General features: G+C 72.4%; 23 protein-coding genes. 3 read left to right on the top strand and 20 right to left on the bottom strand.

What is annotated here, in order from left to right; genetic code table 11:
• Positions 1–33 precede the first annotated feature (33 nt).
• The 6 genes from BMY19_RS11625 to BMY19_RS11600 form a co-directional block, all read right to left on the bottom strand.
• Positions 34–858 (bottom strand): GntR family transcriptional regulator, encoded by an 825-nt coding sequence (locus BMY19_RS11625; RefSeq protein WP_100251799.1) that lies wholly within the window; start codon positions 856–858, stop codon positions 34–36.
• A gap of 75 nt (positions 859–933) precedes the next feature.
• Positions 934–1,923 carry an Ldh family oxidoreductase gene (locus BMY19_RS11620; protein ID WP_100251798.1) on the bottom strand — a complete coding sequence of 330 codons (990 nt, stop codon included), beginning with the start codon at positions 1,921–1,923 and terminating at the stop codon, positions 934–936.
• A 4-nt stretch (positions 1,924–1,927) separates the two neighbouring features.
• Positions 1,928–2,869 (bottom strand): hydroxyacid dehydrogenase, encoded by a 942-nt coding sequence (locus BMY19_RS11615; protein WP_100251797.1) that lies wholly within the window; start codon positions 2,867–2,869, stop codon positions 1,928–1,930.
• A gap of 12 nt (positions 2,870–2,881) precedes the next feature.
• Positions 2,882–4,246: a cation:dicarboxylate symporter family transporter gene (locus tag BMY19_RS11610; RefSeq protein ID WP_100251796.1), complete on the bottom strand. Its 1,365-nt coding sequence runs from the start codon at positions 4,244–4,246 to the stop codon at positions 2,882–2,884.
• Positions 4,247–4,382: 136 nt separating this feature from the next.
• Positions 4,383–5,663 carry a UxaA family hydrolase gene (locus BMY19_RS11605; protein ID WP_056530944.1) on the bottom strand — a complete coding sequence of 427 codons (1,281 nt, stop codon included), beginning with the start codon at positions 5,661–5,663 and terminating at the stop codon, positions 4,383–4,385.
• A gap of 7 nt (positions 5,664–5,670) precedes the next feature.
• A complete protein-coding gene (locus BMY19_RS11600) occupies positions 5,671–5,988 on the bottom strand; it encodes a UxaA family hydrolase (protein WP_020094921.1) in 318 nt (105 codons plus the stop codon).
• 337 nt (positions 5,989–6,325) lie between these two features.
• On the opposite strand from BMY19_RS11600, the gene BMY19_RS11595 reads away from it, so the two are divergent.
• Positions 6,326–7,072: a sulfite exporter TauE/SafE family protein gene (locus BMY19_RS11595; RefSeq protein ID WP_056530594.1), complete on the top strand. Its 747-nt coding sequence runs from the start codon at positions 6,326–6,328 to the stop codon at positions 7,070–7,072.
• A 17-nt stretch (positions 7,073–7,089) separates the two neighbouring features.
• Here BMY19_RS11595 and BMY19_RS11590 read toward each other — a convergent pair whose 3' ends face one another.
• The 10 genes from BMY19_RS11590 to BMY19_RS11545 all read right to left on the bottom strand — a co-directional run bounded on the left by BMY19_RS11590 (position 7,090) and on the right by BMY19_RS11545 (position 16,960).
• Entirely contained in the window at positions 7,090–8,094 is a 1,005-nt protein-coding gene (locus BMY19_RS11590; protein ID WP_100251795.1) for an ABC transporter substrate-binding protein, read from the bottom strand.
• A gap of 151 nt (positions 8,095–8,245) precedes the next feature.
• Entirely contained in the window at positions 8,246–9,871 is a 1,626-nt protein-coding gene (locus BMY19_RS11585) for a thiamine pyrophosphate-binding protein (RefSeq protein ID WP_100251794.1), read from the bottom strand.
• A 13-nt stretch (positions 9,872–9,884) separates the two neighbouring features.
• Entirely contained in the window at positions 9,885–11,609 is a 1,725-nt protein-coding gene (locus BMY19_RS11580) for an L-aspartate oxidase (RefSeq protein ID WP_100251793.1), read from the bottom strand.
• Positions 11,606–12,217, bottom strand: a complete 612-nt coding sequence (locus tag BMY19_RS11575) for a fumarate hydratase C-terminal domain-containing protein (protein WP_056530583.1) — start codon at positions 12,215–12,217, stop codon at positions 11,606–11,608. The genes BMY19_RS11580 and BMY19_RS11575 overlap by 4 nt, the downstream gene beginning before the upstream one ends.
• Before the next feature lie 10 nt (positions 12,218–12,227).
• Positions 12,228–13,100 (bottom strand): fumarate hydratase, encoded by an 873-nt coding sequence (locus BMY19_RS11570; protein ID WP_056530581.1) that lies wholly within the window; start codon positions 13,098–13,100, stop codon positions 12,228–12,230.
• A 30-nt stretch (positions 13,101–13,130) separates the two neighbouring features.
• Entirely contained in the window at positions 13,131–13,508 is a 378-nt protein-coding gene (locus BMY19_RS11565; RefSeq protein ID WP_091978503.1) for a succinate dehydrogenase, cytochrome b556 subunit, read from the bottom strand.
• Positions 13,505–13,834 (bottom strand): succinate dehydrogenase/fumarate reductase transmembrane subunit, encoded by a 330-nt coding sequence (locus tag BMY19_RS11560; RefSeq protein WP_020094913.1) that lies wholly within the window; start codon positions 13,832–13,834, stop codon positions 13,505–13,507. Before BMY19_RS11560 ends, BMY19_RS11565 begins: the two co-directional genes overlap by 4 nt.
• Complete coding sequence (locus BMY19_RS11555) at positions 13,831–14,583, bottom strand: succinate dehydrogenase/fumarate reductase iron-sulfur subunit (RefSeq protein ID WP_100251792.1); 753 nt, start codon at positions 14,581–14,583, stop codon at positions 13,831–13,833. Before BMY19_RS11555 ends, BMY19_RS11560 begins: the two co-directional genes overlap by 4 nt.
• Positions 14,580–15,602, bottom strand: coding sequence for an ABC transporter substrate-binding protein (locus tag BMY19_RS11550; RefSeq protein WP_020094911.1), 1,023 nt, complete (start codon positions 15,600–15,602; stop codon positions 14,580–14,582). The genes BMY19_RS11555 and BMY19_RS11550 overlap by 4 nt, the downstream gene beginning before the upstream one ends.
• A 434-nt stretch (positions 15,603–16,036) precedes the next feature.
• Positions 16,037–16,960 (bottom strand): CDP-diacylglycerol diphosphatase, encoded by a 924-nt coding sequence (locus tag BMY19_RS11545; protein ID WP_100251791.1) that lies wholly within the window; start codon positions 16,958–16,960, stop codon positions 16,037–16,039.
• A 471-nt stretch (positions 16,961–17,431) separates the two neighbouring features.
• Here BMY19_RS11545 and BMY19_RS11535 point away from each other — a divergent pair, with 471 nt between their 5' ends.
• On the top strand, positions 17,432–19,129 hold the full coding sequence (locus BMY19_RS11535) for an IlvD/Edd family dehydratase (protein WP_100251789.1): 1,698 nt from the start codon (positions 17,432–17,434) through the stop codon (positions 19,127–19,129).
• A 175-nt stretch (positions 19,130–19,304) separates the two neighbouring features.
• On the opposite strand, the gene BMY19_RS11530 is transcribed toward BMY19_RS11535, so the two are convergent.
• From BMY19_RS11530 to BMY19_RS11520, 3 genes are all read right to left on the bottom strand, one after another.
• Positions 19,305–19,847 carry a TetR/AcrR family transcriptional regulator gene (locus BMY19_RS11530; protein WP_020094907.1) on the bottom strand — a complete coding sequence of 181 codons (543 nt, stop codon included), beginning with the start codon at positions 19,845–19,847 and terminating at the stop codon, positions 19,305–19,307.
• Positions 19,848–20,093: 246 nt separating this feature from the next.
• Positions 20,094–23,207, bottom strand: coding sequence for an efflux RND transporter permease subunit (locus tag BMY19_RS11525; protein WP_100251788.1), 3,114 nt, complete (start codon positions 23,205–23,207; stop codon positions 20,094–20,096).
• A complete protein-coding gene (locus BMY19_RS11520; protein ID WP_100251787.1) occupies positions 23,204–24,289 on the bottom strand; it encodes an efflux RND transporter periplasmic adaptor subunit in 1,086 nt (361 codons plus the stop codon). The genes BMY19_RS11525 and BMY19_RS11520 overlap by 4 nt, the downstream gene beginning before the upstream one ends.
• A 189-nt stretch (positions 24,290–24,478) precedes the next feature.
• Between BMY19_RS11520 and BMY19_RS11515 the strand changes: the two genes are divergently transcribed.
• On the top strand, positions 24,479–24,889 hold the full coding sequence (locus BMY19_RS11515) for a group III truncated hemoglobin (protein ID WP_100251786.1): 411 nt from the start codon (positions 24,479–24,481) through the stop codon (positions 24,887–24,889).
• Between the two features lie 85 nt (positions 24,890–24,974).
• Here BMY19_RS11515 and BMY19_RS11510 read toward each other — a convergent pair whose 3' ends face one another.
• On the bottom strand, positions 24,975–26,186 hold the full coding sequence (locus tag BMY19_RS11510; protein ID WP_132368230.1) for an MFS transporter: 1,212 nt from the start codon (positions 26,184–26,186) through the stop codon (positions 24,975–24,977).
• Positions 26,187–26,394: the final 208 nt, after the last annotated feature.

The following is a 26,394-nucleotide window of genomic DNA, read 5'->3' as shown; positions in this document are numbered from 1 at the left end:
CGACTGCGGGGCGGCGCGTCGGGGGGATCCCGGTCAGCGAAGGACCGAGAGGTAGTGGATGTCCTGCGTCAGGCAGGTCGAGAGGCGCCACTCGACCGGCCGCTCCTCGAGGTCGATGGCGACGCGGTCGATCTCGAGGGCGGGGGTTCCGGCGGCCACCTGGAGCAGCTCGGCCTCGCGGGGCCCGATCGCCACGGCCTTCAGGCGCTCGTTGGCGGTGGCGATCGTGATGCCGTAGCGGGTGGCGTAGAGGCTGTAGAGGGTGTTCGGCAGCTCGATCTGGGCGATGCCCGGGAACAGGCCGGCGGGCACGCTGATCGTCTCGACCACGCACAGCTTGGCGTCGACGGCGCGCACGCGCTCGATCCGGACCACGCGGGCGGACCGCACGAGGTCGAGCCGCCCGCGCTCGTCGGCGCTGGCGGCCGCCTCCGCGATCCCCGTGACCCGGCTCGTGGGCATGCCGGTGCCGTCGCCGTCCGGCCGCAGCTTCAGGAAGCGGAAGACGCTCTGCTTGTCGTCGTGGTCGGCCACGAACGTCCCGCGGCCCTGGCGGCGCACCAGCAGGCTGTCGGCGGTGAGCGCGTCGAGGGCCTTGCGCACCGTCCCCTGGCTGACGCCCAGCTCGGCGGCGAGCTGCCCCTCGCTCGGAAGGATCTGGCCGGGCTGCCAGACCGCGTCGGCCAGGCGCTTCAGCAGCGTGTCGTAGACCTGCCGGTAGAGCGGGCGGAAGCCGACCGCGCCGGCGCGTCCCGAGTCTGCGCGTCCCGAACCTGCCTGCCCTTCGCCTGACCGTTCCATCGCGTGACGACGCAGAGCCCCATCCGTGGGTAGAGCGTCGAAGGTTGTGTCCAGCACCTCTCCCTCCTCTGGCTTACGTGGCTCTGCCGACGGGAGCAATCACGGGTTCTCCCTCCGCACAGGCGTTACGCCTCACAGCGCCCGGATCTCGGCCACGAGGGCTTCGGCCACGTCGAGCCCCCCCTCGGCGGCCCGGCGGCGGAGCCCGAGCCGGCGGCTGCCCGGGAGCCGGGCGCCGTCCTGCGCCTCGATCGCGCCGGCCAGCGCCGCGAAGCGCTCCGGCGCGTCCGGGCTGAGCGCCGAAGCGTCGAGGGCGAGGATCAGCTGGCCGGTCCCCGGCGGGTCGCCCGCGGTGTCGAGGAACGAGGAGGCTTCGCCGGCGAAGCGCGCGCCGACGAGGCCGGCGGCGAGCAGCTCGACCATCAGGGCGAGCGCCGTCCCCTTGGCGTCGCCCAGCGGCACCATGGTGCCGTCGAGGGCGGCCGTGGCGTCGGTCGTCGGTCGTCCCTCCGCGTCGAGGGCCCAGCCCTCGGGGATCGGCTCGCCGCGCTTGGCCGCCCCGACGATGTTGGCGCGGGCCACCTTCGACAGGGCGAGGTCGACGACGATCGGCGCGCGGCCCGGCAGCGGGCAGGCGAAGGCCAGCGGGTTGGTGCCGAACACCGCCTGCCGGCCGCCCCAGGGGGCCATCGCGGCGGGCGTGTTGGCGAAGAGCAGGGCGACGCAGCTCTGCTCGGCCAGGGCCTCGACCGGGCGGCCGGCCGCGCCGCAATGGTGCGAGCGGCGGATGCCCGCCGCGGCCACGCCCTGCTGGCGCGCGACGCCCGGCAGCGCCTCCAGGGCGAGATCGATCGCCGGGTAGGCGAAGCCGTGGGCGGCGTCGATCGCGAGCAGGCCCGGCCGCGGGCGCGACGCAAGCGGGACCGCGTCGCCCGCGACCTTCCCGGCCCGGACCTGCGCGGCGTAGGGCGCGACCCGCGACAGGCCGTGGCCCTTGAGCCCGTCCGCCTCGGCGCCGACCAGGGCGCGGGCGACGCTCCGGGCCGCGGCCTCGGCCGTGCCGCAGCGGACGAGGGCGTCGGCGGCGAGGGCCTCGGCCTCCGACAGGGTCAGGTTCGGCATCGGCTCAGCGCTCCGTGAGATGGCGTCGCACGGCCGCGGCGGTGACGGCGGAGACGCGCACGTTCGACTCCTGCGTCACCCCGGCGATGTGCGGGGTCAGGATCAGGTTCGGCACGTCGGCGAAGACGGCCCCCGCCGCCGCGTCGAGGGGCTCCCGGTCGAACACGTCCAGCGCCGCGCCGCCGAGATGGCCGGAGCGCAGGGCTTGCGCCACGGCCGCCTCGTCCACCACCCCGCCCCTTGCCGCGTTGATCAGGATCGCGCCCTTCGGCATCCGCGCCAGCGCCGCCGCGTCGATCAGTCCGCGGGTCTGATCGGTGAGCGGCACGTGCAGCGAGAGCACGTCGCTCTGCGCGATCAGCGCGTCGAGCGCTTGGCTCTGCACGGGTCCGGTGGCCGGGTTCCAGGCCGGGTCGCCCGCGGCCACGAAGGGGTCGTGGGCGGCGACCGTCATGCCGAGGGCCGCCGCCCTCCGGGCAGTCTCGCGGGCGATCGACCCGAAGCCGACGAGGCCGAGGCGCTTGCCGGCGATCTCGCGGCCCATCAGGGCGTTGCGCGGCCACGTGCCGGCCGCCACGCGGGCCGTGGCCCCGTAGGCGCCGCGCAGGAGCAGCAGCGCGGTGGCGACCACGTACTCGGCGACCGCGCCGTCGTTGGCGCCGGTGGCCGGGTAGACCGCGATGCCCCGGTCCCGGCAGGCCGGGACGTCGATGTTGTCGAGGCCGACGCCGAGGCGGCCCACCACCTTGAGGTCGCGGGCGGCCTCGAGCAGCGCGCCGCGCACCTGCGTCCTGTTGCGCACGATCAGGGCGTCGGCCTGGGCCACGGCGGCGGCGAGGTCCCCGGGCCGGTCGACGAGGCCGGGATCGTACTGCACGTCGAGGCCGGCGAGCTCGGCCGCGATCGCGGCCTCGTCCATGAACTCGCTGATGATGACCTTGGGCATGGAGGATCCTTCTCAGGTCGCCGGCACGGCAGCGGGGAGGGGGCGGCGCGAGGCCGCCGCCGGCTCGCGGGCTGGGATCGCGTCCGCCGCCTCGTCCTCGTCGTCGAGGAGGTCGAGGTTCGGGGTGATGCGGCCGTCGAGCACCGCCCGGGCGTGGGCGAGGTCGATCTTGCCCTCCCAGCGGGCGATCACGAGGGTCGCCACCATGTTGCCGACCGCGTTGGTCACGCAGCGCAGCTCGTTCAGGATGCGGTCCACCCCGATGATCAGGGCGATGCCCGCCACCGGCAGGAGCTGCGAGGCCTGGAGCGTCGCGGCGAGCACGAACAGGATGGCGCCGGCCACGCCCGCCACGCCCTTCGAGGTCACCAGCGCGATGGCGAGGATGCCGAGCTCCTGCTCCCAGGTCAGCGGCACGTTGAGGGCCTGGGCGATGAAGCCGATCGCCATGGTCAGGTAGATGCACGAGCCGTCCATGTTGAAGGACAGGCCGGCGGGCATCACGAGGCCGGTGACGCTCTTGTCGACCCCGAGGCCGTTGAGCTTGGCCATGATCCGCGGCAGCACCGATTCCGAGCTCGTGGTGCCGAGCAGGATGAACAGCTCCTCCCGGCTGTAGCGGAACAGCTTCCACAGGCTCAGGCCGACGTAGAAGCGCATCACGCCGCCGAGGAAGACCGCGATGAACACGATGAAGGTCAGGTAGAGGGAGACGATCAGCATCCCGTACTGGGCGAGGATGCCGAGCCCGAACTTGCCGATGGTGAACGCCATCGCCCCGAAGGCGCCGATCGGCGCGAAGTGCATGATCAGGCCGACGACCTTCATCAGCACGTCGCCGAAGGCGTGGACCACCTTGAGCGGGAACTCGCCGCGCCGGCCCAGCATCGCGAGCCCCATGCCGACCAGCACCGAGAAGAACATCACCTGGATCAGGTCGCCCTTGGCGAAGGCGTCGACCGCGCTGTGCGGGATGATGTTGGCGACGATCTCCATCGGCGATTGCGCGTGGGCCTTGCCGGCGATGCCGGCCACGAGCTTGGCATCGAGGCTGTCGACCGTGGCGTTCACGCCGTCGCCCGGCCGCAGCAGGTTGACGAACAGGAGGCCCGCGGCGAGCGCCACCGTCGTGGCGACCTCGAAGTACAGGATGGTCTTCAGGCCCATCCGGCCGACGCTCTTCATGTCGCCGACATGCGCGATGCCGACCACGACCGTGCAGAAGATGACGGGGGCGACGATCATCTTGATCAGGTTGATGAACATGTCGCCGAGGATCTTGCAGCCCACGGCGAAATCGGGGGCCACCACCCCGACCGCGATGCCCAGGGCGATGCCGAGCAGAACCTGGCCGTAGATCGACCGAAGCAGCCTCATGCGTTCCTCCAGAATGACGGGACGGAGGCCGCCGCGGTTTCCCCCGCGGTCGTGCGCTCCGGCGTGGTCCTGACCCCGTGGCGTCGGGGCCGCGCCCGCGGACCGGATCGCGGTCCGCGGGCGCGGGACTTGTGCGTCAGGCGCTGCGGTAGAGCTTCGTCATCACGAATTCCCGGTGGCCGAGGGACTCGGCCGCCGTGAGCCGGCCGTTGGCGGTGCGCACCACCATGTCGATGAGCGCGTCGCCGGCCTGCGGGATCGTCATCTCACGGGTGAGCACACCCGAGACGTCGACGTCGATATGCTCGCCCATGGTCCGCACGGTCCGGGGATTGCCGGTGATCTTGATCACCGGGACGATCGGGTTGCCGATGACGTTGCCCTGGCCGGTCGGGAAGGTGTGCACCACGTAGCCGGCCGCCGCCATCAGGGTGACGCACTCGGCCGCCGCCGAGGACGTGTCCATGAAGTACAGGCCGGGCCCCTTGGCGGGCGCCTCCGCGGGCTGCAGCGCGTCGATGAAGCGGCACTCGTGGCCGATCTTCTCGAGGTTGCCGAGCGCCTTCTCCTCGATCGTGGTGAGGCCGCCCGCGATGTTGCCCTTGGTCGGCTGCGAGTCCGAGAGATCGTCGGTCTTGTGGGCCTCGATCACGTCGTCCTGGTAGGCCTTCCACATCGTGTACCACTTGTCGGAGACTTCCGGGCTGATCGCCCGCTCGCGACAGAGGTGCTCCGCGCCGGTGATCTCCGAGGTCTCGCCGAACACCCCGTAGATCCCGTGCGGGATCAGCTTGTCGTACATGTTGCCGACGGTGGGGCAGGAGGCGAGGCCGGTGGTGGTGTCGGACTCGCCGCACTTGGTCGAGACCCAGAGGTCGGCGATCGGGCATTCCTCGCGCTGGAGCTCGGTGGCCCACTGCACGAAGCGCTTGGCCTGGTAGCTCGCCTTGGCGACGATCGCGATGTCGCCGTGGCCCTCGATGCCGAAGCCGACGACCGGCTTGCCGGTCTTGGCGATGCCCTCGACCACGCGGTTGGTCCACTGGTCCTCGATGCCGATCACCACGACGGCGGCGACGTTCGGGTTCGAGCCGATGCCGATCAGGGTGCGGAAGTGGAGGTCCAGGTCCTCGCCGAACTGGAGCCGGCCGTAGGCGTGGGGCAGCGCCATCGTGCCCTTCACGTTGTTGGCGACCGCCTCGCAGGCGGCGTTGGACAGGTCGTCCAGCGGCAGGAGCACGACGTGGTTGCGCACGCCGACCCGGCCGTTCTCCCGGCGCCAGCCCATGAAGGTGGCGGAGGTGTAGTTCTCCGAGGCGCGCCCGGTCGCGAGCGCCTTGGTGGCGAACTGATCGGGCGCACCGCCGACGAAGGGGGTGGCGATCTCGTGTTCGAGCTGAGCGGCTTCCTTGAACATCGTCACCTCACCAGCGCTTCGTCTTGACGTTGTGGACGTGGACGTGCTCGCCCTTGGCGACGTCCTTGATGACCTTGCCGATGTCCTGGCCGTACTTGATGGCCGTGTCGCCGGCCTTCAGGTCGGTGAGCGCGACCTTGTGGCCGATCGGGATGTCGTGGCGGACATGGACCTCGAAGGTGCTGTCGTTCTCGGTGACCACCCCGAAGGCGTCGGTGCTCGCGCTCAGGCCCTCGATCACCGCGACGGCGACGTTGTCCTGGGGGGAATGGGCGAGAAGATGCGGCTTGCGGCGCCCCGCGCCGGACGCGGCGTGGCTGCTCATGCGGTCCTCCTGATCTGCGTCGTCGGCTTCTCGGCGGCGACTGGTCTTATATAAGACCAATGAGGTGTCCGGCGTCAACGGGTGATCGAGGGGTGCGGGTGATTTCACTGGCTCGGGGACGGCACCGAGCGCCCCATCCTCCTCTGTGGAGGAGGGAGGTCGCGGGCCGGATCCGGATGGGCAACCCTGTCGCGCCGCAGAGGCATGCGCCTTGCCCAGTCGGATCAGTCTTATATAAGATACATGGAAACAGAGCCCGCCCAGGCGGGACGCGGGCCGGGAGGACGAGAATGGCGGGTGTGCGCGCGGATGGCATCGGCCGGGCCGGGCGCCCCCGGTGAACGAGACGCTCCTCCTCGTCCTCTGCGTCGGCTGCGCCGGCGTGATCTCGGGCCTGACGGGCTTCGCCTTCGCGCTGATCGCCTCCGGCACGCTGCTGTCGATCCGCACGCCCGTTGAGGCGACCGCCCTGGTGCTCGTCTGCAGCATCCTCTCGCAGGTGATCTCGATCCTGCGCCTGCGGACCTGGCCGCCGCGGGGCACCGCCTTCGCGATGATCCTGCCGGGCCTCGTCGGCGCGCCGATCGGCATCCACCTGCTGCACGATCTCGATCCGCGCTTCATCAAGGTCGCGATCGGCGCCTTCCTGGTCCTCTACAGCGGCGGCGTCGCCCTGCTGCGCGCCGATTACCGGGTCGGCTTCGGCAATCGCTGGAGCGACGGCGCGATCGGCTTCCTGGGCGGCGTGCTGGGCGGGATCGCCGGCCTGTCCGGCGCCCTGCCGACGGCCTGGAGCCTCGTGCGCGGCTGGGATCCGCGCACCCAGCGGGCGGTCTACCAGTCCTTCACCCTGGTGATGCAGGTCTGGGCCCTGACGATCCTCCTCTATCTCGATCCGCTGCCGCCCGAACTCGTCGGCGACCTCGCCCTGGCGCTGCCGGTGGTGCTGGTGAGCGTGCTCGCCGGGCTCTCGCTGTTCGCCCGGATCGACCAGCGCCGCTTCCGCACGCTCGTCCTCGCGCTGCTCGCCGCGATCGGCCTGACCACGACGGCCCTGGCGCTGCCCGGCCTGCTGCAGAACTGAGCGCGGCCGGTGGGGCGTCAGCTGCCCGCCTTGTCGTGGACGCCCGCGAAGAACAGGTCCTTCCAGCTCTCCGGCCGGCGACGGATCGTGCCGGTGCGGGCCATGAAGTCGGCGACCTTTCCGACCGCCCGGGGCGTCGCCGTGAAGGAGACCTGCGGGTCCTTCAGGATCTCGGTGATCAGCCCGACATCGCTCCCGTCGCGGGCGAGCCGCACGTAGGCGCGCGCCGCCTCCGACGGATCGGCCGTGATCGCGGCGAGCGCGTCGTCCAGGGCGGCGTTGAAAGCCGCGACGACACGGGGATTGGCGCCCGCGAAGGCCGAGGACGCCCAGACGACGTTGAAGGTCGAGGGTTCGCCCAGCACGTCGAAGCTGTTCAGCACCGTGCGGATGCCGGGCCGGCGCAGCTCCAGCTCCTGGATCGGCGCGGCGGTGAAGTGGGCCGTCACCTCGCTGCCCCCGAGGAGCGCCGCCATGCCGTCGGGATGGGAGAGGGTGACGGTGAGCCGGTCGAGGTCGTTGCGGCGGCCTGCGCCGAGCTCCTTCTCGGCGGCCATCTGCAGGAACATCGCCTGGACCGAGACCTTCACGGCGGGGAGGGCGATCTTGTCCCGGTCGGTGAAGTCGGCGAGCCGGTGCACCTTCGGATTGCTGGTGTTCATCAGGAGCGGCATGCTGTTCATCGCCGCCACGCCCTTCACCGCCATGGCGGTGCCCTCGGTCTTCGACCAGAGCAGCACGAGGGGCGGCACGCCGCCGGCCGCGAACTGGATCGTCCCGGAGAGCAGGGCGTCGTTCATCGCCGCCCCGCCCGCGAGGGTGAGGTAGCGCGCCTGGAGCCCCGCCACGCCGCGGGCGGCCGCGGCCTTCTGGAGCAGGCCCTGCTCCTCCATCAGCATCAGCGGCAGGTGGCCGAGGCTCGGCTGGCGGGCGATCGCCACCGCGCCGACCTCGTCGGCCCGCCCCGGGACGGGACTCGCCAGGAACGCCGCGGCCCCGGCCAGAACGTCGCGCCTGCGCATGAGATCTTCTCCCTGAGCCCAAGGTCCGCGACCGTCGCGCCGACGCACGTCGCGGGCGCGACCTGCCCCCTCTCCCGAGCGGGAGAGGGGACCCGCGCCCCGTTCGGCAGAGACGGCACCACGGTCATGCCGTGTGCTGAGACCGCTCTCCTCAGCCGGGGCGGCGGATCACCGGCGCCGCCACGCTCGCGATCATCACGTTGATGCAGGCCGGCAGGCCGCTGGCCTGGGCCGCCTCCAGCGCCGCCGGAAGTTCGGCCGCCTCGGTCACCAGCGCCCCGAAGCCGCCGAGGGCCTGGACGACCGCGTCGTAGCGGGTCGGGAGCAGGTCGCAGTGGCGCGTCCGATCGGGGCCGTAGCTGCGCAGCTGGATCTGGTGCTCGGCGTTCCAGCGCGCGTCGTTGCCCACCACCGCGATGAACGGGATCCGATAGCGCACGGCGGTGTCGAACTCGGCCATGTGGAAGCCGAAGGTGCCGTCGCCCAGCACCGCGACCACCGGGGCGCCGGGCCGCTCCAGTGCGGCGGCGATCGCGAAGGGGATCGACGCGCCGATCGTGCCCGAGACGCCGTTGATCAGCCGGCGCCCGGCGCGGACCAGGGCCTGCGGCCATTGCCCGATCTCGCCGCCGTCGCAGATCAGCGTGCCGTCGGGGTGGCGTTCCAGGAAGGCGTCGACCGCCCGGCACAGCTCCACCGGGTGCAGGCGCTGACCCGTCCCGTGGAAATCCACCCAGGCGGGCGGCCGGTAGGCGAGGGCGGCCCGCGCCTCCCGGTGCCAGGCGTCCCGGCGGGAGAGGGCGCTGCCGCGGGCGGTCAGCGCCGCCAGCACCGGCCGCGGATCGGCGAGGCCCGAGACGGCGAGGCGGTCGGCCGGTGCGCGGGCCAGCAGCGCCGGATCGGGATCGACGAGGGCGAAGCGGCAGTCGGGCGCGAGGGCGGGCGCCGCGCCGAAGCGCAGGGTGAAGTCGATCGGCTTGCCGAGCAGCACGAGGAGGTCGGTCCGCGCCAGGATCTCCGCGAAGGCGCCGAGCGCCGGATCGTTGATCCCGCGCGGGCTCTCCATGCCGACGACCGGCAGGCCGAGAGTTTCTTCCAGCGTTGCCATGGCAGCCCGGCCGGAGGCGTCGCACAGGGCCGGGCCGCAGGCGATCAGCGGCCGTTCCGCCCCCGCGAGGGCAGCGAGGAGGTCGGCCACGAGATCCGGCGCCGGCTCGGCGGCCCGGATGGCGGCCGCTGCGCGGTCCGGGATCCGCACCGAGGCGGCGGGGACGGCCGCCTCCAGCAGGTCGACCGGCAGGCTGAGATGGACCGGGCCGGGCCGCCCCTCCCGGGCGATCCGGAAGGCCCGGGCGAGGTCCGGCCCGAGGGCGGCGACCGACCCGGCGGTCCAGGCGGCCTTGGTCATCGGCCGGGCGATGTCGGCCTGGGCCAGCTCCTGGAAGGCGCCGCGCCCGAGCTCCGACAGGCCCGCATGGCCGGAGAGCAGCAGCACGGGCGACTCGGCCGCGAGCGCCGTGGTGAGCGCCGCCGCGCCGTTGGTGTGGCCCTGCCCACCGGTCACCAGGGCGACGCCGACCTCGCCGGTCAGCCGGCCCCAGGCGTCGGCCATGTGGACGCAGGCCGCCTCCTGGCGGGTGTGGACGAGGCTGATCCCGGTCTCCAGCAGGGCGTCGAAGACCGGCATGATGTGGTTGCCCGACAGGGTGAAGATCCGGGTGACGCCGAGCGCCTCCAGGGTCCGGGCCACGATGTCGGCGCCGCGCAGGGTCTGCATGGACGGGCTCTCCTCAGGCGGCGGCGTCGAGGAGCGAGCCGCCGGGCCGCACATGCGTGAAGTGCACCGGCTCCATCGCGAGGTCGAGCGCCCCGCCGCGCTGGCGGACCACCGTGTAGTGCGAGGTCGCGAGGTCCGAGGCCTCCGGGAAATCCTCGCGGAAATGGGCGCCGCGGCTGTCGGTGCGGGCGAGCGCCGCCCGGGCGACCGCCTGCGAGACCAGCACGAGGTTCTCGAGGTTCAGCCGGTCCATCCAGGTGAGCGCGTAGCGGCGGTCGCCGTCCGGCGCGCCGGCCCGGGCGACCGCGTCGGAGAGCCCGTCGAGGGTCGCGAGCGCCCGGGTCAGCCCGGCCGCGTCCCGCAGGATGCCGACATCGGCCCACATCGTCTCGTAGAGCGCCTCGCGGATCTCCGGCAGCGACTCCGCCGGCCGGCCGAGCGGCCCGTAGGCGCGGGCGAGGCCCGCCTCGATGGCGGCGGGATCGGGCTCGGCGAGGCGGCCCTCGCGCGTCACGGCCCGCGCCATGGACTGGCCGGCCAGCCCCCCGAACACCGTGGAATTCGCGACGCCGTTGCCGCCCAGACGGTTCGCCCCGTGGACGCCGCCGGTATCCTCGCCGGCCGCGAAGAGGCGCGGCAGCGCGGTGGTGCAGTCGACCGCGAACTGGAGGCCGCCCATCATGTAGTGGGCGGTGGGGATGACCTCGACGAGCCCGCCCGCGAGGTCGAAGCCGCAATCGGCGCAGCGCTCGACCATGCCCTTGAACCGGCGGCGCACGTCCTCGGGGCCGAGATGGCTCATCTGGATGTGCACGCCCCCGCTCGGCGTGGCGAAGCCGTCGCGCAGCCGCCGCATGATCGAGCGGCTGACCACGTCCCGGGTCGCGCGCTCGGCCCGCGGATCGTAGGCCTCCATGAAGCGCTGGCCGGTGGAATCGAGGAGCCAGCCGCCGGCCCCGCGCAGGCCCTCCTCCAGCACCGTCCCGGTCATGCGGGTGCCGGCGCCGGCGAGCAGCCCGGTCGGGTGGAACTGCACCATCTCCATGTCGCGCAACGGCAGTCCGGCGCGCAGAGCCATGGCGAGACCGTCGCAGGACTTGTCGCCCGACGGCGTGTGGTACTTGTACATGGTCGGCCCGCCGCCGGTGGCGAGCAGCACGGCCTTCGCCCGCACCAGCTTCGGCTCGCCGGTGCGCATGTCGAGCATCAGCACGCCCGCCAGCCCCGATCCGTCCCGGGCCGGGATCAGCTCCAGGGCGCGGTGGTCCTCCAGGCGGCGCACGTCCCGGCGCCAGACCTGCTCGGACAGGCGGTTGATGATCTCGATGCCGGTGAGGTCGCCCTTGTGCACCGTCCGGTCGAAGGTCTGGCCGGCGAAGGCCTTCTGGTGGACGCTGCCGTCCGGGTTGCGGTCGAAGAAGCAGCCGAGCTCGGTCTCCAGCTCGCGGATCCGCACCTGCGCCTCGGTGACGAGCGTCCAGGCCAGCGCCTGGTCGTTCAGCCACTTGCCGCCCTCGATCGTGTCCATGAAGTGCCGCTCGACCGAGTCGCCCGGCGCCAGCGCGACGTTGTAGCCGCCCTGGACCATGCGGGTGCAGCCGCACTTCCCCAGCAGACCCTTCACCGCCACGGTGACGTCGAGGTCCGGCGCGACCTTCTTGGCGTGGAGCGCCGCGAACAGCCCGGCCCCGCCGGAGCCGAGGATCAGGATGTCGGTCTCGACCTGTTCGGGGCTCATCGGGCGTCCTCGAGGGAGGCGATGACGGCGTCGCGCCGGGCGGCCACGTCGCGCTGCACGTCGGCGAAGAGCGAGCCGCCGTGCGAATCCATGCCGACCAGCAGCGGACCGAAATCGCGGATCGCGAACTGCCACAGGCTCTCGGGATGGAGATCGTCGAGGTCGACGTCCACGATGGTCTCGATCCAGGTGGTCTCCAGCGCCGCCGCGCCGCCGACGATCGCCAGGTAGGCGCCGCCGCGCCGCGCGAAGGCGTCGAGGGTCGCCGGCCCCATGCCGCCCTTGCCGACGATGAGGCGCACGCCCTCGCGCTCCATCAGCGCGTCGGTGAAGCGCTCCATGCGCATCGACGTGGTGGTGCCGATGCAGAACGGCGCGAAGCCGACCGGCGCCTCGTTGGAGACCGGGACGCGGTGGACGTTCGGCGCGGTGTGGATCACCGCGTGGCCGTCGAGGTCGAGCCGGGTGCGGCGGTCCCGGTCGAACATGTGGATCAGGGTCGCGTCGCGGATGCCGAACAGCCAGCGCCGCAGGGTGACGGTGTCGCCGATCCGGAGCGCCCGGATCTCGGCCTCAGTGGCCGGCATGTCGAGGACGTGGTGGGCCACGGTCTGCTCCTCAATCGAACGCGATGCCGCCGGGCGTGAGCGTCGCGCGGGCGCGGCGGGCCGAGTGGCACTGGATGTTCACCGCGACCGGGTTCTGGGTGATGTGGGTCGCGGCGAGCTCGACATGGACGGCGAAGCTCGTGGACCGGCCCCCGAGCCCCTGCGGGCCGATGCCGAGTTCGTTCACGGCCCGCGACAGCTCGGCCTCGATCCGGGCGCCTTCGGGATCGGCGCAGACCGAGCGCAGCGGCCGGGTCGCCGCCACCTTGGCCAGATGCATGCACAGGTCGGAGGTGCCGCCGAGCCCGACGCCCACGATGGTCGGCGGGCAGACCCGGCCGCCGAGCTCGATCACCCGGTCGATGACGAAGCGCTTGGCCGCGCCGATCCCGTCCGAGGGCAGCAGCATCTGCAGGAACGAGCCGTTCTCGGAGCCCGAGCCCTTCGGGATCATCTCCACCGCCACGGTCTCGGGCCGATCGTCGAAGTCGACGTGGATGATCGGCACGCGGATGCCGCAGGAGGTCTGCTCGTTCCTGCGGGTGATCGGGTGGACCACCGAGGAGCGCAGGGAGAAGTCCTTGGTCGCCCGCTCGCAGCCGCGCCGGATCGCGGCCTTGAGCGCGGCGCCGTCGAAGCGCACGTCGGCGCCGATCACGACGTTGTAGATCGGGATGCCGGTATCCTGGCAGAGGATATTCTTCGTGCGCTCCGCGACCGCGACGTTCTCCACCATCGTGTCGAGGATGGCGCGGCCGGTGGCGCTGGTCTCGGCCCGCTGCAGGTCGGCGAAGCCCGCCTTGATGTCGGGCGGCAGGATCTTCAGGGCGCGGACGTAGAGGTCGCGGCAGACCTCCTCGAATTCGCGGATGTCGAGATCCATGGCGGGTCTCCGCTGGTGACGGTCGGGGGATCAGGCCCCGCTCAGGAGGAACAGCAGGCCGACCGCGAAGGCGGCCGCGAGACAGCCCGCCACGACGCGGGCATTGCGCTCGCGGAAGCGCAGCCACTCGATGGCGAGCACGCGCAACCCCAGCGCCATGTGGACGGCGAGCGCGCAGACGAGTCCCCATTCGGCCGTGCGGACGAGGCCGTTATGGGTGAGGCCGAGGAAGCTCTCCAGCCGGTCGGCACCCTGGAGCGCGGTGCCGAGCGCGATGAAGTGCATCGGCAGGAACAGCGCCAGGGCGATCCCCGAGAGCCGGTGGATCAGCGCGGCGGCGAAGCCGGGCCGGCGCAGGGACGCGCGGGTGATGCCGGCCCGCCCGGCCGTGCCCGGGGCGGTTCTCATGCCGCGTACACCGCGAGTGCCGCCCGCAGGCCCAGGCCGGCGAGCAGGGCCGAGAGGGCGATCATGGCGACGTCGAGGGAGCGGCCGCGCCAGCCGGTCCACTCGCGCAGGACGCTGCGCAGGCCGATCGGCGCGTGGATCGCGGCCGCCAGAACGAAGACCGCGTAGAACAGCAGGAAGGCGAGGTTGCCCTGCGTCCGGCCCAGGATCTCGCCGGCCGTGAGCCCGCCGCGCACCGCGTAGAGGATCGTGCCGAGATGGACCGCGACCGTGACCGCCAGGATCGCCGCGGTGCCGCGCTGGGCGAGGTACAGGAGCGGGCTCATCCGCGCCTCCAGAACCGGCGCAGCGCCGCCTTGCCGGTCTCGCGCTTGAGGCCCGCGATCGAGAAGGTCGGGCTCAGGCCTTTCGGGCAATGCTCGGTGCAGCTCATGTGGCTGTGGCAGGAGTGGCAGCCGGCATCGCCCGCCACCGCGGCGAGCCGATCCCGGTCGCGGTCGCGCACGTCGTTGACCAGCGTCCAGGCCCGGTTGAGGGCCGCCGGCCCGAGATAGTCGGGGTTCCACGTCACCAGATCGCAGGCGGCGTAGCAGACGCCGCAATTGATGCACTCGATGCCGGCATCGACCTCCCGGCGCGCGGCGGATTCCGGTTCCACGACCGCGAAATCCTCGGGCGGATTCGCGCCCGGCTCGAAGAAGCCGTGGGCCCGGCGCCACTTCTCGAAGAAGGGCTCCATGTCGACCGCGAGGTCCTTCACCACCGGCAGGTTGCGCAGGGGCTCCAGCAGAAGCTCTCCGTCGGGGGCCACGGCGGCGACCCGGGTGCGGCAGGTCCAGCGCGGGCGCCCGTTCACCGTCATGCCGCAGGAGCCGCACATGCCGACCCGGCAGGCGAACCGGTAGGCGAGGGTGGGGTCCTGGTCGCGCTGGATCTCGGTGACGACGTCGAGCACCGTCTGGTTGGCCCGGCGCGGCACCGCGTAGTCCGCGACGGTCTCTCCGCGCCGGACATGCACCCGCAGCGTCCCGCCTGCGCCCGGGTCGACGGCCGCGTGGCCGACGGGGGCCGTCACCGGTTGGCCTCCTTCGGGGCGCCGGCAGCGTTCGGATCGGGGAAGAACAGCTCGCTCTCGCTGTCGGCCTTGGCCGAGACCAGCCCGGCCCGGTTCATGTACGCGAGGTAGGCGAGCATCCGCTCGGGCTTGGTGGTCCAGGCGTTCTGCGGCGCGCGGATGATGGCCACGGCCTCCTCGGGCGAGATCTTCGCTCCCTCGGCCTTGATCCACAGGGCGGCGGCCCGGGCCGGGTCGTCGCGGATCAGCGCGAGGCTCTCCTCCAGCGCCGCCCGGAAGGCCGCCGTGACCTTGGGGTTCTCGGTGACGAAGCGGTTGGTCGCCCAGACGAGGTTGAAGGTGTGGGGGCCGCCCATCACGTCGTAGCTGTCGAGCACCTTGCGGGCGCGCGGGTCCTTCAGTTCCATCTCCTGGAAGGGCGGAGAGCCGAAATGGGCGGTGATCTCGGAGCGGCCGCCCATCATGGCGGTCTGCGCGTCCGGGTGCCCCATCGAGACGGTGAGCGGGTCGAGCTTGGCCTGCTGGCCCGGCCCGAAGGCCTTCTCGGCGGCCATCTGCAGGGTGATGGCCTGGATCGAGGTTTTCGCGGTCGGCAGGGCGATCTTGTCCTGGGGGCCGAAATCCGTGATCGCCTTCACCGCCGGGTTGATGGTGACCAGCCAGAGCGGCATCGCGTTCAGCGCCGCCACGCCCTTGACCTTGAGATTGCCCTGCGTCCGGCCCCAGATCGTCAGGAACGGGCCGACGCCGCCGGAGGCGAGATCGAGGTTGCCGGAGAGCAAGGCCTCGTTCATTCCCGAGCCGCCGGTGAAGCGCAGCCACTCGGCCTTGACGTCGAGCCCGCGCTGCTTGGCCTGCTTCTCGAGCAGGCCCTCCTCCTCCATCACGGTGAGCGGCAGGTAGGAGATCCCGAACTGCTTGGCGAGCCGCACGGTCGAGACCTCGGCCCGGGCGGCGCCGAGCGCCCCCCATAGGACCGCGACCGTCCCGACGAGCCGGATGATGCTCCGTGCCGTCATGGCGCTCCTCACCTGTCCGCTCGCCGATCTTGCGAAGTCCGCGACCTCGTCGGCGTCGGATCGAGGATACGCCCCCGGGAAGGTCTGTCAATATTCATGTGTCATATATATGACCTGAGTACCGAGCCCCCGGTGGCTGCACCGAGACGCCCCGTGCGCGAGGGGACCGGCGGCGGATGGGCGGAGTGCGATCGGCTCCCGCCGTCGCTCTCGTCGCGATGATCGTCGACATAGCACGCGTCAGAGTCGGCCCTTGTCTCGGGCTACCCGCCCCACTGCGGGCGTCGACACAGATTTAAGGTCATTTATAAGACTTGCGCGCAGGCGCGCCGCCGCCGGCCGCCGCGACGTTGCTCACGCGAGGGCCGGCCGGAATGCGGCCCGCGGCCGGCCCCGCGCAACCCGACCCGCGGCGGAAGCCGGATCCGCCCGCGTCAGTCTTCCAGTGGCCGAAACCCGCTCGATGCGGGCTCCGCCGCCACGGCGCAGGTGTGGTCCTGCACGACCTCGCCGTTGGAGGCCTTGCCGAAGCGGCTGGTCACCAGACCGTCCAGGAGCACGAAGCCCGGCTTCGCGCCCGGAAACTCGGCGCCCACGACAGCCAGGGCGTGCTCGCCCATGGCCGAGCGCGCCCCGTCGTCGCGCGCCAGCAGGTCGAACGGGTCCGCGGTGCCGAGATCCTCGCCGAGCACGCGCATCGCCCTGTACGGGCGACCGACCAGCGGTTCCGCGAGAGGCGCCCAGCGATCCCCGATCGTGGGTGCGAGGCGGCGGAGGGTGTCGCGGACATCCCGGCGGACGCAGTCGATGTGGATGTGCAGCTGCCCCTGAGTCCGCCGCAGCCGCGAATTCACCGCGAGACTGACGTCCCGCCGGTCGAGCGGATGGCCGAGACGCTCCTCCACGAAGGTTCGGGCGCGCCACGCCTTGGCGAAGTAGTTCGTCGTGCCGGGCTGGAGGAGTACGGGGCTCTCGATGCCGGTGATGCGCGCCGTCGGGATCAGGAGGAACTGCGCCCGCCCGCGAAGGTCTTTGAGGATGGCGTATCCCTTCCCGACCCCACCCTCCAGGTCGACCAGGCTGCACGGTGCGGGGCCCTGTCCGCGCAACGCGTGGGGGACGCACGCGCCGTGCACGATCGCCCACAGGGCTCCGCCCTTCCCGAGGAGGTTGGGCACGAGGGCGACGGCCAGCCAGACGGCCGTCGCCGCGAGGACGAGCAGGATGCCCAGCGATCGCCGCGACAGCCCGGTCCTCGCGCGCCCCGTCGAGCCGCGCGGTGACACGGTGCCCGGCCGGCCGCGGACGGCGTCACGCACCTGACGGGTGAGCCCGACCGCGGCTCTGCGCAAATCCATGACGTGACCCGGTAGCCCGTTGCCGCGAAGCGCCGGGGCCGCCGACGCCGGAACCGTCTTACAGATCGCCCGCCGCCTGAGCGATCTCTGTCCCGCTACGGATGCAATGCCGGACGGATCGTGCGGAACGCGGGCGCCGCCGTGGGGGCCGGCACCGGACGCGGTGACGCGGCCGCGCTTTTCGCGCTCCGGATCCCGCGCGGCCCCTTCTCGGACACCTATCCGATGGGCCATGCCTTGAGAGGCCTCGTCATCGGCGCCGGACTGGGACATGCCTGTCCGCACCCCGATGCCGTCGGCGGCCGCAACCGATCCGGCGGCGCTCCGCCGGGAACGCGGCGCCAACGACAGGGGTGGGACGACGCGCGCGAGGACCTGCTCGACGCGCGCTCCGGGAGCCGGGAGCCCGGCGACCGCTGAGACAGACCGGACGGCCGGGGCGACCCGGGCCGCCCACGCGAGGAGACGACCATGACCGACGAACCGCACGGCTTCGACCGCGGCCTGACCAATTACGGCGACCGCGACTTCGCCCGCTACCTGCGCCGCTCGTTCGCGCGCTCGATGGGCATCTCGGTCGGCCTGCTGAACAAGCCGGTGGTCGGCATCGCCATGACGCCGTCGGGCTTCAACAACTGCCACAGGGGCATGCCCGAGCTGGTGGAGGCGGTCTCCCGCGGCGTGCTGGCGGCCGGCGCCCTGCCGCGGCCGTTCCCGACCGTGTCGCTCGGCGAGGTTTTCCTCAACCCGACCAGCATGATGTACCGCAACCTCATGGCCATGGACACCGAGGAGATGATCGGCGCCCAGCCGATGGACGCGGTGGTGCTGATCGGCGGCTGCGACAAGACCGTGCCGGCCCAGCTCATGGGCGCGGCCTCCGCCGACCTGCCGGCGATCCAGCTCGTCACCGGCCCGATGTCGACCGGCCGCCACCGGGGCCAGCGGCTCGGCGCCTGCACGGATTGCCGGGGCTTCTGGGCCAAGTACCGGGCCGGCACCGTCGACGCCGAGGAGATCGCCGAGGTCGAGGGTCGGCTCTCCGTCACGACCGGCACCTGCGCGGTGATGGGCACGGCCTCGACCATGGCGTGCATCGCGGAGGCGCTCGGCATGTCGCTGCCGGGCACCGCCGCGATCCCGGCGGTGCATTCCGACCGGCTGGTGGCCGCCGAGGAGACCGGCCGCGCGGCGGTGCGGCTGATCGAGACGCGGATCCGGCCCTCCCAGGTGATCACGCAGAAGTCGGTCGAGAACGCGATCCGCGTGCTGATGGCGGTGTCGGGCTCGACCAACGCCATCGTGCACCTCACCGCCATCGCCGGGCGGCTCGGCATCCGGATCTCGCCCGAGCGCTTCAACCAGATCTCCGACGAGACGCCGGTGCTGGTCGACCTGAAGCCCGTGGGGCAGGGCTACATGGAGGATTTCCACGCCGCCGGCGGCATGGGCGCGCTCCTGCGCGAGCTGCGCCCGCTCCTCCATCTCGACACCGTGGACGTGGAGGGCCGGACGCTCGCCGAGCGCCTGGACGAGCCGGAGTCCTGGGTCGACCGCGCGGTCATCCGCACCGCGGCGGATCCCGTGTCGCCGGTCGGCGGCCTGGTGGCCCTGTCCGGCAGCCTCGCGCCCGACGGGGCGATCTTCAAGCGCGCGGCGGCGACGCCCGACCTGTTCGAGTCGGAGGGCCGGGCGGTGGTGTTCACCGGCCTGGAGGACCTGTCGGCGCGCATCGACGACCCCGCGCTCGACGTGGCGCCCGGTGACATCCTCGTCCTGCAGAATGCCGGCCCGCACGCGGCCGGCATGCCGGAGGCGGGCTACCTGCCGATCCCCAAGAAGCTGGCGCAGGCGGGCGTGAAGGACATGGTGCGCATCTCCGACGCGCGGATGTCGGGCACGGCCTTCGGGTCGATCGTCCTCCACGTGGCCCCGGAGGCCGCGGTGGGCGGACCGCTGGCCGCGGTGCGCGACGGCGACCGCATCCGCCTGTCGATCCGAGACAAGCGCGTCGATCTCCTGGTCGCGGATGACGAGATCGCCCGCCGGCTCGCCGGCCACCGGCCGCCGCCGGTCCCGGCCCGGGGCTACAAGGCGCTCTACCGGCGCAGCGTCACGCAGGCTCCGGAGGGTTGCGACTTCGACTTCCTCGCCAAGGCGGAGGGCTGACGGCCCGCGCCCTCCGTCCGGACGCGCCGGACGGCCGTGACGGACACCGTCGATCCGAAACCCGCGGCCCGCCCGACCGCGGGCCGCGCGCCGTCGCGGCATCTGAGGCCGTCGCATCGCCCGTGCCTGTCCCGGCGGTGAGGCGGCCCGAGCCGGGGTGCCGCCTCGGACCGGCTCAGCCCGGGATCGTGGAGCGCGCCGCCTCGAGCAGTTCCCCGGCCAGGGCCTCGTCGTCGACGCCCCGGGCCAGCACCACCGCCCCCACCATGGTCGACAGCGCGATCAGGGCGCGCTGCCGGCGGCGTTCCTTCGACGCTCTGGGCAGCCTGTCTGCGATGAGACCGGCGAGCCCCTTGACCCCCTGGGTGAACCGCGCCCGCAGGGCGCTTCCGGGCGGCTCACGCCCGACGTCGTTCACCAGCGCCGCGACGGGGCAGCCTCTCCCCGGCGTGCGGACATGCCCCAGGGAGAGGTAATTCTCGATGAAGGCGTCGAGGTTGGCCCGGTACTCGGCGCTGATCGCCGCGTCGAACGCCTCCGCAGCGAGGGCATCCTTGCTGGCGAACTGACCGTAGAAGCCGCCATGGGTCAGGCCCGCGGCCGCCATGATGTCGACGACGCCGATACCGTGCAGGCCGCGCTCCCGGAACAGGGCCGAGGCGACCTCGACCACGCGCTGGCGGTTCAGCTTGGCTTGCTCCTGCGAGACCCTCGGCATCGTACCGTCCTCCGCTCCGCCTCCTCACATAGATGCGAGATGTCATTTATTGAAGGGACGGCGAGCCGCGGATGCCCGAGGCCGGGCGGAGAGCGGCGTCGCGGTCGCGCCGCGGCGGCCGTTCAGGGCTGCCGACCGGCCCGCGCGAGGGGGCGAAGCGCGGGCCGGTCGACGCACCGCGCGCCCGGGACCCGAGCGCGCGATCGCGGGATGCCCCGAGCGGGGCATCGGTGGGGTGCGGCCGGGTCAGGGCTCGGCCGGCACGGGCACCGGTGCGGGGCCGGGTGCGGTCCGCGTCGCGCGCGCGTCCCGCGCCACCCGGAACCAGAGTGCGTAGAGCGCCGGCAGGAACAGCAGGGTCAGCAGGGTCCCGACGCCGACGCCGCCGATGAGCACGTAGGCCAGCGCCCCCCAGAACACCGAGTGGGTCAGCGGGACGAAGGCGAGCATCGCGGCGGCGGCCGTCAGGATCACCGGTCGGGCCCGCCGCACCGTCGACTCGACGATGGCCTCGTAGTCCGACAGGCCCGCCGCGCGGTCGTGGTGGATCTGGTCCACCAGGATCAGCGTGTTGCGCATCAGGATGCCGGACAGCGCGATCAGGCCGAGGATCGCGTTGAAGCCGAAGGGCTGGTGGAAGACGAGCAGCGTCGGGACCGCCCCGACGAGGCCGAGCGGCGCGGTCGCGAACACCATGACCATCGTGGTGAACGAGCGGACCTGCAGCATGATGACCGTCAGGGTCACGATCAGCATCAGCGGGAAGACCGTGACGAGCGCCGTCATCGCCTTCTCGCTCTCCTCCACCGAGCCGGCCGTGTCGATGCGGTAGCCGGGCGGCAGCCTCGCCTTGATGGCCGCGAGTTCGGGGACGATCTGCGCGTGGATGTCCGGCGGCTGCTTGCCGTCGATCACGTCGCCCTGCACGCGGATGTAGGTCTCGCGGTTGTAGCGCTTGAGCACCGCGTCCTCGTTGCGGCTCTCCAGGTGCGCGACCTGGGAGAGCGGCACCTGCCGCCCGTCCCGCGTGGCCAGCGTCAGGTCGCCGATGTCGCCGAGCGAGCGGCGCTCGGGGCCGGGGCTGCGCAGGAGCACGTCCACGGAGCGGAGGTTCTCGCGGACCTGGGTCGCCGGCGTCCCGTTGAGGTAGCTCTGCAGCTGCTGGCCGGCCTCCTTCGGCGTCAGGCCGATCAGGCGCAGGCGCTCCTGGTCGAGGGCGAGGTGCAGGGTCGGCGTCCTGTCGCCCCAGTCGAGGTGGACGAGGCGCATGTTGGGGTTGGCCATCATGACGTCGCGCACCTCCGCGGCGATGCCCCGGATGACGGTGAGGTCGGGCCCGACCACCCGGAAGGCGACCGGGAAGCGCACCGGCGGCCCGAACACGATCTGCAGCACCCGCACCCGCGCCTCGGGGAAGCGGCCGTCGTCCACGAGACGGCGCACCTTGCCGCGCAGCACGTCGCGGGCGTGGGAATCGGCGGTCTGGACGACGATCTGCGCGAAGGCGGGGTCCGGCAGCTCCGGGTCGAACGAGAGCACGAAGCGCGGCATGCCCTGGCCGATATAGCTCGTGATCTCGCCCGCCTCGGGCAGCGCGCGCACGGCCGCCTCGACCTTCCGGACGCTGGCCTCGGTGGTCGCGAAGGCGGACCCGGTCGGCAGCGTCACCTCGACGATGAGCTCGGAGCGCTCCGAGTTCGGGAAGAACTGCTTCTCGACCTTGCCCATGCCGACCGCGGCCGCCGCGAACAGCGCCACGGTGATGCCGGCGGCCATCCACTTGTGGTCGACCGAGAGCCGCACGACCCGACGCAGGCGCTGGTAGTTCCGCGTGGCGTAGATCGCGGCGTGCCCGCCCTCGACCTTCTTGATGTCGGGCAGGAGCTTGACGCCGAGGTAGGGCGTGAAGGTCACGGCCACGATCCACGACACGATCAGCGAGAAGGCCACCACCCAGAAGATGTTGCCGGCATACTCGCCCGCCGTGGAGGCGGCGAAGCCCACCGGCAGGAAGCCCGCGATGGTGACGAGCGTGCCGGTCAGCATCGGCGCGGCGGTGGCGCTCCAGGCATGGGTCGCCGCCGAGACCCGGTCGGCGCCCTCCTCCATGCGCACCACCATCATCTCGATGGCGATGATGGCGTCGTCGACGAGGAGGCCCAGTGAGATGATGAGCGCGCCGAGCGTGATGCGGTCGAAGTCGCGGCCGGTGATCATCATCACCACGAACACGGCCGAGAGGGTGAGCGGCACCGCCAGCGCCACCACGATGCCGACCCGGAAGCCGAGCGCCACGAGGCTGACGAAGATCACCACCGAGAGCGCTGTGAAGAACTTCACCATGAACTCGTGGATGGCGTCGTCGATCACCCTCGCCTGGTCGGTGATCTTCGTGAAGGTGATGCCGGTCGGGAGATCGCGATGGATCGCGACCTCCTCGGCGTTCAGCGCCTCGCCCAGGCTGAGTCCGTTGAAGCCCGGCTTCATCACGAGTCCGAGCACCAGGGCCGGCGCGCCGTCGTTGCGGATCGCGAAGGTCTTCGGGTCCTCGTAGCCGCGTTTCACCTCGGCGATGTCGCCGAGCTTTAGGCTGCGGTCGCCGGCCGCCACCGGCAGGTCGCGGATCGCGTCGAGGCCGTCGATGGCGCCGTCGAGGCGCAGGTAGACCCGCGGGCCGTCGGCCTCGACGAAGCCAGCCGGCGTCACGTCGTTCTGGTTGGCGAGCGCCGCCAGGAGCTGTTGGCCGGTGATGCCCAGGGTCGCGAGGCGCTGGTAGGAGACCTCGACGAAGATCTTCTGCGCCTGCTCGCCGAGGATGTTGATCTTCTCGACGCCGGGCACGCGCAGCAGGCGTTGGCGCAGGTCCTCCGCGCGGAGCACGAGATGCCGGTGCGGCAGCCCCTGCGCCTGGAGCGCGTAGAGGGCGAAGTAGACGTCCGAGAACTCGTCGTTGAACAGCGGCCCGAGCACGCCGCGCGGCAGGCCGGAGGCCTGGTCGGAGAGCTTCTTACGCGCTTGGTAGAATTCCGACTGGAGCCGGGCCGGCGGCATGCTGTCCTTGAAGAAGACCTTCATCAGCATCAGGCCGGGGCGGACGGTCGTCTCGACGCGGTCGTAGTAGACGAGCTCCTGCAGCCGCTTCTCCAGCGGGTCGGCGACCTGCCGCTGCATCTCGTCGGTGGTCGCGCCGGGCCAGGCGGCCGAGACCGCCATGGTCTTGACCGTGAAGGTCGGGTCCTCGGCGCGCCCGAGCTTCTCGAAGGCGAAGATCCCGGCCGCGGTGACGGCGAGCAGGAGGAACAGCGTGACGGCGCGCTCGCGCACCGCCAGGGCCGAGAGATTGAAGCCGGAGGCGTTCATCGGCCGGCCTCCACGACGCTGGCGTCGGCCTGACGGACCTTCTCGCCCGCTCTCAGCAGATGGGCGCCGAGCGCGACGATCCGGTCACCGGGCGTCAGGCCCGAGGCGACTTCCGCGGTCTCCTCCGACAGGCGCGCGACGGTGACGGGCTGCGCCGCGACGGTCTGGGTCTCGGCGTCGTAGCGCCAGACGGCCGAGCCGCCGCCCTGGTCGAACAGGGCCCCCAGCGGCACGGACACCGAAGCCCGCGCCTGCCCCTGGGCAGGGATCAGCTGGAGCGTCACGGTCGCCCCGAGGGGCGCGGTCTCGCCCCCGCCCGACAGGATGTAGCGGGCGCGGTAGGTGCGGGTCGCCGGATCGGCCGTGGCCGACAATTCCCGGAGCCTGGCCGGGTAGGTCGTCTCGCCCTCGGCGTAGAGGGTGGCCGACGCCGTGCCCTTCGCGCGTTGCCGGCTCCCCTCCGGCAGGAACACCTCCGCCTCGCGCGCGCCGTCGCGGGCGAGCTTCACCACCGTCTGCCCGGCGGCGACGACTTGGCCCGGCTCGGTCGGCACCTCCATCACGACCCCGTCGGCATCGGCCTGGAGCTCGGAATAGCCGGCCTGGTTGGCGATCTGGCTCGCCTGCGCCTCGGCGTTGGCGAACTGGGCGATGGCCGCGTCGGCGGCCGCCTTGTTCTGGTCGTAGGTCTGCTTGGAGGTCCACCCGTCGCCGACGAGCTTGCGGCTGCGCTCCTCGTCGGCCCTGGCCTTGATCATCTGCGCGCGGGCCGCCTCGACCGAGGCGCGGGCCGCGTTGAGCGCCAGGGTGAAGTCGGTCCGGTCGAGCCGCATCAGGGGCTGGCCGAGGCGCACGTGGTCGCCCGGGTCGACGAGGCGCTCGAAGATCTTGCCGCCGACCCGGAAGCCGAGGTTGCTCTCGGTGCGCGCCCGGATCACGCCGGTGTAGCGCGCCACCGCCGCCGAGGCGGGCGCGACCGCAACGGTCTGCACCAGCGGCGGCTCCGGCGTGACGGCGGTCTCGGCCGGCGAGCATGCCGCGAGTGCCAAACCGGCGAACCCGATCACCCATCGCGCGTCCATCACCGAGCCCCGTCGCAGCCGATCGCTCAAAAGAATTATGACCATCATTTATTCTGGCGCGATACCGCCGTCAATGGCGGCCGCGCCCGGCGTCGGCCGAGGCCTGACGCGCGCCGTCCCCTCCGGCTCCGATCCGGCGGCCGTCCGATCCCCCTTGAAGAGAGCGGGGTCTGCCGGCATCTCACGATCATGCCCGATGTCGCGCTCGACGAAGCCAGCCTCGCCCGCTTTCTCGATGCCTTCTACGGGCGCGTGCGCGGCGATGCGCTGATCGGACCCGTCTTCGCGGCCGCGATCCCCGACCCGGACTGGCCGCGGCACATGGAGACCGTCCGGGCGTTCTGGTCCTCGGTCTTCTTCAAGTCAGGCCGCTACAAGGGCAACCCGTTCGGCAAGCATCTCGCGCTGGGCCGCCTCGAGCCCGAGCACTTCGCGCGGTGGCTCGACCTGTTCGGGGAGACGGCCTCCGCCCATTTCCCGCCCGAACCTGCCGCCCTCCTGATCGAGCGCGCGCACCGCATCGGCGACAGCCTGAAGGCGGGCCTGTTCTTCCGGCCAGACGTGCTGCCCGTGCCCGCGGCGGGATCGGCCGCGCCGTGACCCGCGGGGAAGGCGCACGCGTGAGACGCGCGCGGAGCCGCGACCGGCGGGACGGCCCGAGATCCCGGGGGCGGGTCCGGAGCCCTCAGAGCGCGGCCGGACTCGTGCGCGCCCGACGGCAGTGGATCAGCCACAGCACGATCGCCACGTTGACGGCGTTCCAGGCCAGCCCGTTGACGAACGCCGCACGGTAGGAGCCGGTGGCGTCGAAGATCGCCCCCGTGAGCCAGCCGCCGAGCGCCATGCCGGCCAGCGTCGCCATTAGCACCGCACCGATCCGCGCCCCGGCCTCCTCGGCCGGGAGGTACTCGCGCACGATGATCGCGTAGGCCGGCACGATGCCGCCCTGGAACAGGCCGAACAGGGCCGAGATCACGTAGAGCGAGGTCAGGTCGTCGAACGCGAGGTAGAGCGCGAGCGCCGCCGCCTGCAGCAGCGCACCGGCCAGCAGCGTCGCGAGACCGCCGATCCGGTCGGCGACGAAGCCCGACGCGACCCGGCTGACGATGCCGAAGCCGAGCATCAGCGACAGCATCTGCGCGCCGCGGGCGACGCCGTACCCGAGATCGCTGCAGTACGCCACGATGTGGACCTGCGGCATCGCCATCGCCACGCAGCACGCGGTGCCGGCCACGACGAGGAGGCCCTGCAGCGCCGCGGGCGACAGCGTCGTCACGGCCTGCGGACCGGCCGCGCGCGTCGCCGAAGCCCGTGGCGGCCGGCCCCGCATCGCCAGCGCGAGGGGCAGCATGGCGACGAGGCAGAACAGGCCGATGCCGGCCTGCGTCGCGCGCCAGCCGTACGCGTGGACCGCGCGCTCCACCACCGGCGGCCAGAGCGTGCCCGCGAGGTAATTGCCGGACGCGCACAGCGCGACGGCGAGCCCTCGTCGGCGCGAGAACCAGCGCGACACGTCGGCCATCAGCGGTCCGAAGGCGACCGAGCTGCCGAGCGCCCCGACGAGCACGCCGTGCACGAGGGCGAACTGCCAGAGGTTCGTCGCGAGGGCGCTGAGCCCGTAGCCGAGGGCCAGGCAGACGGTGCCGAGGAGCAGCGGGGGCACGATGCCGATGCGGTCCGCGAGCCGGCCCATCAGGAGGCCGCCGACCGCGAAGCCGACCATCGTGAGGGTATAGGGCAGGGCGGCCGCCGCCCGATCGACCCCGAACTCGGCCTGAACGGCGGGCAGCACGACGACGACCGACCACATGCCGACGCCTCCGACCGTGCCGAGCGCCGTCGCCGCGGCGAGCCGACGCCAGGCGCGGCCCGAATCGGCAATCCCATCCTCAGCCATTCCGGCGCACATCGATCTCCGTCCGTGCGGCGCGTTTCACACGAATGCGCCTTCGTCGCCAGCACCGGGCCCGCCCGTCGGCGCGGGCCTTCGGGACACCGCTCGCTCGCCGACGCGCGCCTCACCCGGCCCTGCCGCGGCGCGCGATCGGTGCTAGAGGTGCCGCCGCGCTCGACGGCGATGCCGGCTCGGGCCGGGGCGACCATCG

The sequence above is a fragment of the Methylobacterium sp. UNC300MFChir4.1 genome (assembly GCF_900110155.1).
Classification (GTDB): Bacteria; Pseudomonadota; Alphaproteobacteria; order Rhizobiales; family Beijerinckiaceae; genus Methylobacterium.
The sequence above is the reverse complement of the archived record's forward strand: the minus strand, read 5'-3'. Positions and strand labels throughout refer to the sequence as shown.